6 protein-coding genes are annotated in these 8,903 nt (G+C 43.5%); 1 reads left to right on the top strand and 5 read right to left on the bottom strand.

The features are described from left to right. Nucleotides 1-286 precede the first annotated feature (286 nt). Nucleotides 287-712, top strand: coding sequence for an NrtR DNA-binding winged helix domain-containing protein (locus ACMXYT_RS08105; protein ID WP_415912190.1), 426 nt, complete (start codon nt 287-289; stop codon nt 710-712). Nucleotides 713-718: 6 nt separating this feature from the next. Here ACMXYT_RS08105 and ACMXYT_RS08110 read toward each other — a convergent pair whose 3' ends face one another. From ACMXYT_RS08110 to ACMXYT_RS08130, 5 genes are all read right to left on the bottom strand, one after another. Continuing rightward, nucleotides 719-1,513: a SapC family protein gene (locus ACMXYT_RS08110; RefSeq protein WP_415901084.1), complete on the bottom strand. Its 795-nt coding sequence runs from the start codon at nt 1,511-1,513 to the stop codon at nt 719-721. A 252-nt stretch (nt 1,514-1,765) separates the two neighbouring features. Further along, on the bottom strand, nt 1,766-2,617 hold the full coding sequence (locus ACMXYT_RS08115; protein WP_415901085.1) for an efflux RND transporter periplasmic adaptor subunit: 852 nt from the start codon (nt 2,615-2,617) through the stop codon (nt 1,766-1,768). A 9-nt stretch (nt 2,618-2,626) separates the two neighbouring features. Next, on the bottom strand, nt 2,627-4,501 hold the full coding sequence (locus ACMXYT_RS08120) for a preprotein translocase subunit SecA (protein ID WP_415901086.1): 1,875 nt from the start codon (nt 4,499-4,501) through the stop codon (nt 2,627-2,629). 100 nt (nt 4,502-4,601) lie between these two features. After that, nucleotides 4,602-6,746, bottom strand: a complete 2,145-nt coding sequence (locus tag ACMXYT_RS08125) for a hypothetical protein (RefSeq protein ID WP_415901087.1) — start codon at nt 6,744-6,746, stop codon at nt 4,602-4,604. A gap of 12 nt (nt 6,747-6,758) precedes the next feature. Further along, the gene (locus tag ACMXYT_RS08130; protein ID WP_415912191.1) at nt 6,759-8,636 is read right to left on the bottom strand and encodes an efflux RND transporter periplasmic adaptor subunit; all 1,878 of its coding nucleotides are present in this window, start codon (nt 8,634-8,636) and stop codon (nt 6,759-6,761) included. Between the last annotated feature and the right edge of the window lie 267 nt (nt 8,637-8,903).

An 8,903-nucleotide genomic window follows, 5' to 3' on the forward strand; every position in this document is an offset into this window, starting at 1 on the left:
GCTATAGAAGCAGACCTCTATTCCAACGGTAGCTACGTTTGAATTCTGCCTCTATAGCTGCTAGTTTATTAGTAATAAATAATAACAACACATTGTTATGTAAGGACTTTATTCATAATTTACTTTTAAGCTGGACCTTTTTTTATAATTTATTCTTAAGCTGGAATCTTCGATTTCAAAGTTTGGAACGAATTCTCCCAATCCCCCGTATTTTCTACATTTCTCAGTTTACAAAAAGTTAGGAATTCACAGCAACACGTGCTGTGGCAAAGCAAGGAGACAAATAATGGATCAGCATGATGATGACAACCGATCTTGCCAGTTAAACCCTGAGCATGATGCTTATTGGCAAAGCCGTGGTGAAGATGAGCGACCAGAGGATTGGTACGAAAGAACCCATGACCTTGCTTTTGATCACCATGATTTAATCAATACAGCGAGAGAAAGACTGAAGAATAAGACTGCCTATACTGTACTGCCCATTCATATTATCAGAGCACCCTTTTCTCTGACGCAATTACAGCAGGCCTTCGAGATTCTGATGGATAAGAAATTAGAGAAGAAATCCTTTAGGCGTCGTATGGCGAATGCGGAACTATTAAAAGAGGTAGGAGAAGGTAAACCTGAAGGCGGGAAAGGCCGTCCTGCAGCGCTTTATATCCCCGCCCCTGGTTCTGAAGAACATCTATTTACCCGAGCATTTAACGATTAAGTTTATTTAATTTAACGCTTCCCCTTCATTGGGTTCATTTGCATCTAACGGTGGCACGGGAGTTTGTAGCTCTTCACTGTTTGAACTCTTGGCAAGATCAATCATCAATGAGAAGTTTTTCATAGACTGGAGATGGATGTATATCATCTCTAGCTCTCCACTTTGCGCCAACTCAGATAGGGTATCGCCAGGTAGTGCGTTTAATTTTGCACGGTTAATACCTAAAAAGCCTGTTAAAGACATTTGTTGGCCCGTATCCAAAGCCACTTTGGCCTGCATCGGTTCAAATAGATCTAACTCTTTAAGTTTATTTGCAAAGCCTTGAGTACGCTTAAAGTGTGCTTGGTATTCTTCGACAAAGGAAAGAACTCCGTTTAAGTATTGTGTTCTTTGCCCTTCAGCATCGAATAATCGTTCCCCAACTCCTTCTTGATTAAAGCCACTAAAGCTTTCATCAATACATAGCATCAACGTTCCGCCGTCGTCTGTGGTTGAAAATACGAACGGATAACGACGTACGAAAGCCGGGATATACTTAGCTTTCCAGTTACCCTCATCATCAACAAACATATTTCGTTCATCAGATACGCCCAATATGGCTACAGGGAGAACATCTGAGCCAGCTTGAGCAAATACTATAGGGTATTCCTGTGCTGCATTTGGAAATTCTACAGCCATTAGCGGAACTGAGTTGGTCAGTTTAGCGTATTCGTAATTTTTACCGATTTTGACTGACCAATCGCGGTGTTTGGTACTGGAGACAGGCACTGCATTTGTATAAAACAACAATTGCTTACTCACGACATTCCCTCCGTGATATTGATATGTGAATGGCAACGGGCCATTAATAATCATCACAAACGGCAGCTGTGTGTTTTAACGCTAGAAACGTCCGTTTTTATGCCGTAGGGAACATCTTGTAATTATTGTTTTATGGCCCTCGATAACTATAGCTGAAGATAGGCTTTAGTCAGGTTATTTGCCTTTAAATATTGGTTATTCTTTGTGCTTATATCCTCTTACAAATATTCTTAAAATCCTGCTTGAACAGCTCTATTCAGATGTATCAACAGCGGAGATAGCCTCAGGTTCATTTGGATTGAATGTGATGTTGCATCTAACACCACTTGGAATAGTCAGTCCTGGGTTTGATAATTCTAATCGAACACCAAAAGTATCGCTGGCAGGGTCAACAATCTTATCAACTACGGCGACTTTTGCAGGGTGATCTTTTGCTCCGGGATATTCTGGAAGAACCGTTGCTTCCATTCCTACAGTGATTTTCCCGTAAAAGTCGACTGGGACGATCAGTTCAACATTCAGAGGATCAACTTCAGCAACCTGTAGAATAGGACGATTATCTACGGATTCTCCTAATGAGATTTTTCTATCTACGACGATTCCATTTAATGGACTTCTAATAATTCTTCTATCATAAAATTTTTGAGCCCTTTCCTGTTCTATCTTTGCTACGGCTTGTCTGTTTATTGCCTGTTTAAGCTGTAAGTTAGCTTTTGAATAATTAGTGCGAGCTTCATCTAATAGTTGTGCTGAAATTGCTCTCTTTTTATGTAGCTCTTTGATTCTTGAAAGCTCCCTACTAGCGAAGTTGAGATCTGCTCTCCTTTCAGATACCTCAGCAGTAATGCTTGCTCTAGCTTTTGCTAATTTAACCGTTACTTCCTCAATATCTGCGTCTAGCTTGGCTATTTCTTGACCCATAGTGATTAGATCGCCCCGATCTACTAATAGCGCTTCAACTACGCCCTGCTCCCTAGTACTCACATCTGCTAATGAATGAGGCTTAATGAGGCAATCGAATCCTTCCAATTTATCATCTGCATATGAACTCGGTATTTGGTTTATAGCCATGATTATTCCCAAGTGAAGCAAGAGGCTTTTCATAAAATTTCCTCATTCCTGTTGGCCGGAATATGACAACATATTCCCTAAATGTTCATCGATTCGAAGAAGCTCTTTTCTAACTTGTGCGTGTTTATACTCAGCGATCTTTTGTGAAATTAAGACGCTAATTTTTCTAAAGTGGCTTTTAGGGGATGCTGTATGTGATTGTAGATTCCAGATCCATTTAGGGCTGAATTTAGTCACAATTTCATCTTCTAATGAAAGGATATATTCGTAGCTTCCAGGATCTCCTTGCCTAGCAGAACGGCCGAATAACTGACGATCAATTCGGCTGGCTTCATGTTGCTCTGTCGCAATGACATGCAGGCCGCCTAAAGCGATCACGCCTTCTTCTAAATGGATATCTGTACCACGTCCAGCCATATTAGTTGCAACGGTTACACGACCTTTCATGCCAGCTTGGGCGATGATTTCTGCTTCATTTAGGTCCTGCCGTGCATTCAGAACTTTGTGTGGTATATCGAGCTCTTGTAATAATTGGCTAAGATTTTCAGATGCTGCTACAGACCGTGTACCAACCAATACTGGCCGACCTTCAGTTCTCATCTGATAAATTCGAGTTAATATGGCGTTGTTTTTAAGATCATTATTTACGTACACTCGCCAGCCCATGTTCTTTCTGATCTGTGGTTTATTTGATGGAATTACCATAGTGCCCAAGCCGTACACAGCCCATAACTCTCCGGTGATCTCTTTTGCAGTGCCGGTCATGCCAGCTAAGTGCAGGTAGCGTCTAAAAAAACGTTGGTAGCTTATACGTGCCAATGTCTCGGGCTGAGAGGTTATGGGGCAGCCTTCTTTAGCTTCAATCAGTTGATGAAGACCTTGTTCCCATGAACGGTCAGGCATAACACGGCCTGTATATTCATCAATAATCAGAACTTTGCCGTCTTTTACCAGATAGTGAGTGTCTTTGATAAAGTAATTTAGTGCGCTTAGCGCTTGCCTAATTAAATTCTCGCGCCTTTTTTTACCTCGCCATAAGCCACCTAAGGTATCGCCAAAGCTATCAAGTTTGGCTTTTCCGTTCTTGGTAAGCTCAATGGCTCGTTCTTGATCTATGAGTTTAAAGTCTTCTGTAGGCTCTAGTTCTGCAGCCATCTCCAATGCTTGTTCGTAGATCTGTGACTCTTTGTGATTATCGGTTTGTTTAGAAATAATTAGAGGTGTTTTGGCTTCATCGACTAAGACGGAATCTGCTTCGTCTACGATGGCGAAACATAATCCCCTTAGCAGAACATTGCCCTGCTGCTTACCATCATTGCAGAGATCATCCAATTCATATCGGAGGCGGCCACTGTTATGGCCCATAACGATTCGATCTTTTAGGTAATCGAATACAAGCTGTTTATTCGTGCAGTAAGTGACATCGCATTCATATGCACTGCGGCGTTGTTCAGGTGTCATCCCTTCACTAATCAAGCCAACGCTGAGGCCTAGTGCTTTATAGATTGGCCCCATCCACTCTGAGTCCCTTTGTGCTAAATAATCATTAACGGTAATGATATGAACAGGAATTCCACTCAGGGCCGCTGTGCACGCAGGCAGTGTTGCTGTTAATGTTTTACCTTCACCGGTCTGCATTTCGGCTATCTTGCCTTTGATCATGGCCCAGCCACCCATGATTTGAGTATTAAAATGCCGAAGCCCTAAGGTTCTTTCAGCAACCTCACGAATAAGAGCAAAGCAGTGAGCAGTTGAGTCATCAGTCAGGCCGCCTACGCTGAGAGATTCCTTTAGCTCTCTACATACTGTGGCCAACTGATCATCGTTCATTGCCGTTAATGGCTCTGAATGACAGTTTACTTGCGTGATAAAACTATCGAAGCGCTTTTCTTTTAACTCAGGAACAAGCTGGCGCAAGCTCCCTTCTATTTGCGAAGCAATGCGGTCTAGCCTGCTGTTTTGGCAGGATGACTTTTGTGGGTAATGCCCCAGAATTACACCGGGGCGCAGTGAGGCGCTAGATTTCAAAACGACTCAACAGCAGCTGTTTGAGTTGTCTATACCATTGAAATGCCAATGGCTCGTAACCGTGATCAAATCGCACATTTACACGACCTCCTATATTCCCTATCTCTTCAATATTTGGGAGAAGCAGATCAAATTGGAAGAACCGTTCCAGTGTCGTTAAACCATCAGGGTCACTGAGATCGACAGGAAACTTACCTCCTCCAGTACTGCCTAATGCTGCCGAAGGTAATTTGAAAATCCCTCCTGGCACCTCTCTCTCTATCTGTGCTTCTTGCGGAAATTTGTCTGCACTCTCTATCCAAGCATCTACTTTTTCAGTTCTATTCCTTACTAATCCGATTTGATTTTGGCTGACAACGGTTCGAATGCGTGTGGTAGTAGGTTCGAGTACGTAGCCAATAATATCGCCACGGTTCATAAATCGTCCGGGTAAGTCGATCGCTGAAGGAACAATAAACAAACCTGTAGCACCACTGAAGACTGTGAGGGACTGAAGTTGTTCTTCAATTCTGGTTTGCTCAGCCTCAAGGCTTTCTATCTCTTTCCTAATGACTAGCGCTTGGGAGCGATTGGCGAACTGTAACTGCACTAAACGTGCTTCTAATTCCCTTCTTTGTGCTTTAAGAAGCGCCGATTGAGCTTCAAGAAAGGGATCGTGAGATTGAATTAAGGGCTGACCTTCTTGGACTATCGTATTTTGCTGAACCAAAAGCTCTTCAACAAAACCATCCACTTGCATACGGACATGAGACTTTTCCGGTAGCCAAATAACACCCTCTGCAAGGGTTTTAGATGGAGCTGGAATGACAAATAGCATGATAAACAAACTGGCTAGCCCGACAGCTGAATAAGTAATAGCTTTGGATCGTTTGTACTTAAGACGCGAATGGGTAAATAGGAAATCCAGCACCTTGAATAAAGGCAGAACCAACTGGGTAGTTATCGCCCAGATAGCCAATAACACCCCGATAAAGAATAGTTCGCCCGCTATAAATAAGATGATGACGAACATGATAAACATGCGATAAGCGAACGAAGCGATCCCGTAGAAGATTAACCACCCTCTTTCACCGCTTTCTGCTGGTGAGTGCTGATCGGTAACGGAAAACAAGTAGCGTTGAGTTAAGTAAGCCAGATACTTTTTAGAGCGGGTTGCAAGATTAGGCATCTCTATGAGGTCCGACATGATGTAGTAGCCATCAAATCGCAGTAATGGATTGCCGTTAAAGAACAGGGTTGATACACCGCCTATCAGCATGACGTTGAATGCAATGGCTCTAACGATACCGGCTTCAACGTTTAACCAAACAAACATAGCGATAGATGCTAAAAAAAGCTCGACCATTATGCCTGCAGCACTGACTACAACACGCTTATGCCTTTCCGGGAATGCGGTTGCGGAAGATGCCTCGACGTAAGGTATGGGCATCAAAACTAACAACATGACGCCCATCTCATGGACTTCACCGCCCCACACCTTTGCCGCATAAGCATGCCCGAGTTCGTGTAAGGCCTTAACTAATGGGTAGATCAGCCAAAGTAAAAATAGATTGTTATAAGTAATGGCTTGGTCGATAGCGTTCTCTGTTAGATCAGACCAATGAATACCTGCTTGAACAGCACCAGCGATAATTACGCTTAGCCAGATTAATAAACCACCAAGGCCAAACAAAGGTTTGGTTAAATACAGTGTTTTGGCTAAGAATTTATCTGGGTCCCATAAGGGAAAGCGAAGCGCTAAAGGTGACATGAGCCTTTGCTTCCATTTAACCTTTTCATGACGTTGGTGGCGGTTAAATAACTCTTCGCTGTCTGGAATTACATCAGTCTGGAGAACATTTGCTATATGAAGCTGACTGAGAAACTGCATCGTTTCATCTTGTGTAGGTGCGTCATCTCCAAGTTGTTTGGCCAATAGCTGCCAAATCTGATCTACAGTGCGCTCCCCGTCCATCAACCCTATAAAGTGATAGGCAGCTGGGGTGAAACGATGATATTGCCCAGACGATGGCTCCTTAATGATGTACCAGATCTGACCACGGTACTCATGTCGATTGATTTGAGTGTGGCTACGAATATGTGGTTTAAGCTCTGCTACGCGGTACCACATTGAACTGTATAGATTGTCAGCCATAGTCTTCTCCGCCTACGGCCACCAAGACCAAACTGTAAACCTTACCCATTCAGTGAATTCATGGGTCCATATCCAAATTAGTTTACGCTGCTCTATATTTACTTTGCCGACTCCCTCCATGCCGGGTCTTAATCTTTCTATTCCTCCGTCTATATAGGCTTCTACTCGGAAATAGTTACGCCCATCCTCTGCAATCGCTACAGGTGTTTTCTTGACGATTACCATATCCAAAAGCTGGTTTGGCATGCTTGCTAGTTTTAATGAGCCTAACTGTCCCTCTTTGACTTGAGAGTATTCCCTCTCATCCACTTTTAAAATGACCCGATAGCTATTCAGTGGCGCCAACTCGAATAACACTTGTCCTCGCTCTACAGGCGCGCCTAGCATCTGACTCAGATCACCACTGACGATGACACCATCAAAGGGGGCTGTGACCGCTGTTCGATTTAGCTGGGTATCAATCAGTGCTATCTGGCTATCCGCCTGATCTTTCTGGGCACGGAGGATCCGCATCTGCGCACGATCGCCATTGGCGAGGGCTTCTACATATTCACGCTGTCTCTGTTGTTTTTGATTGTTCCATTTAACGCGTTCTAATTTGAGATCTTTATCTTCCATGGCAAACAGAAGATCGCCTTTATTCACGATATCGCCTGCTCTGATATCGGATTTAGAAATGTAACCAGTAAATTTGGCGGTGATCGCGCGTTGAATAGAACCCTCTAGACTGGCATTGGCAGATACCCGGTAAGTTCCGTCGGCAATACTCAGGAACACAGCTAGGAAAATTGTAGAAATAAGGGCGAGTTTTAAACCGGTATGTCCTTCTCGCACAAAAAGCAGCAATGTATCAGTCAGCGAATCCCACATCTTACTGCCGATCCAACGATCATCTCTTCTACGTGCATCTAATACAGGGCCAACGAGCAGCGCAACATACCGACAGAAATCGATCTCATCTTCTGTGAAACTCTGCCCTTTAGCTCTGGCCAATGTTAGTCCGCCAATCGGATCACCCGCATTTCCCATCGGAATCGTACAGATATGACCGACACTATCTTGCCTTGCGAGGTCTTCATGAGATCTGAGTGCCCGTGGGGCCGTATCAGAAGGCGCTGGATAGACTAATAGCGCTTGTTGATCGAGTGCTTCATCCATAGCTCTGGCGATCAGACGCATTAAGTTATTTTTCTCTTCAAATTCCGCGCTATGAGAAAATGCACTCAATTTAATGTGCTGACCTTTTAAAAAACCAATACCTACCCACTCACAATCCATGCAGGATGTTAGTTCTGTGACAAAAGCGGTGGCAGCGGCATGAAAACGCTTGGATTCCAAACTGACTGCAACTAACTCAAGGGCCAAAGCTAAACGGGCTTTAGACGTTAAGGTGGTTTGTCTAACAAGCGTTTCAAGCCATGCGCAGCCCCATTGGAGCTGGCGCATAACTAAACTTAGTTGCCTTTGATTTCTTTCGCTGACTTCGAGTGCGACCACGCCACAAAGCTGTTCATCAACCAGTAAAGGGTAAGCTAGCGATGTGTGATGATGAGATGATTTGCTTGATCTGACTGAGCCTTTTCTTTCGCTCATTGCGAGCTCGGCCACGACTGTCATATCAAAACTAGCTTCGCTATCTTCTGGCCAATGAGCGATTGGCGTATATGGCCCTTCTTCTGGCTCGCCCATAACTACAACGCCAGCATGTACTTTTTCGATCAACTGGCATTGCAGTGCAAGCCATGTAGATACGTAGGCTTCACGCGAGGTTGTTTGTGTGAGCTTGGCCCAATAATTGGGGTTTAGAAAGGTGTCAGAAACAGCGGATGTTTCTGAATTTTCTCGGCTACCATCCTCTGGTTGCTCGATTCGGTATTCGTCGGTTCCCACAATATAACCTTCCTAACATGGACTAAGCGCATTGGTAGAGGTTAAGGGAGTTGAATGCCAACAGCTGATTTATGAAACATTATCAGCCCCCACAAACTAAACAGAGTGTTTTGCTATCAATCTTTTTTGCCGTATCTGTTTAGAATTCTTAGCTGTAGAAAAAGTATAGACGTGGATCTTAAAGCTCTCAAAAAACAAAAAGCCATTTATCTAATAGTTGTTTTAAAACAATTGGATAAATAGCTTTTGTAATGCTGAATGTAACAG

This window comes from Neptuniibacter sp. QD37_11 (assembly GCF_047778105.1).
Taxonomy (GTDB): Bacteria; Pseudomonadota; Gammaproteobacteria; order Pseudomonadales; family Balneatricaceae; genus Neptuniibacter.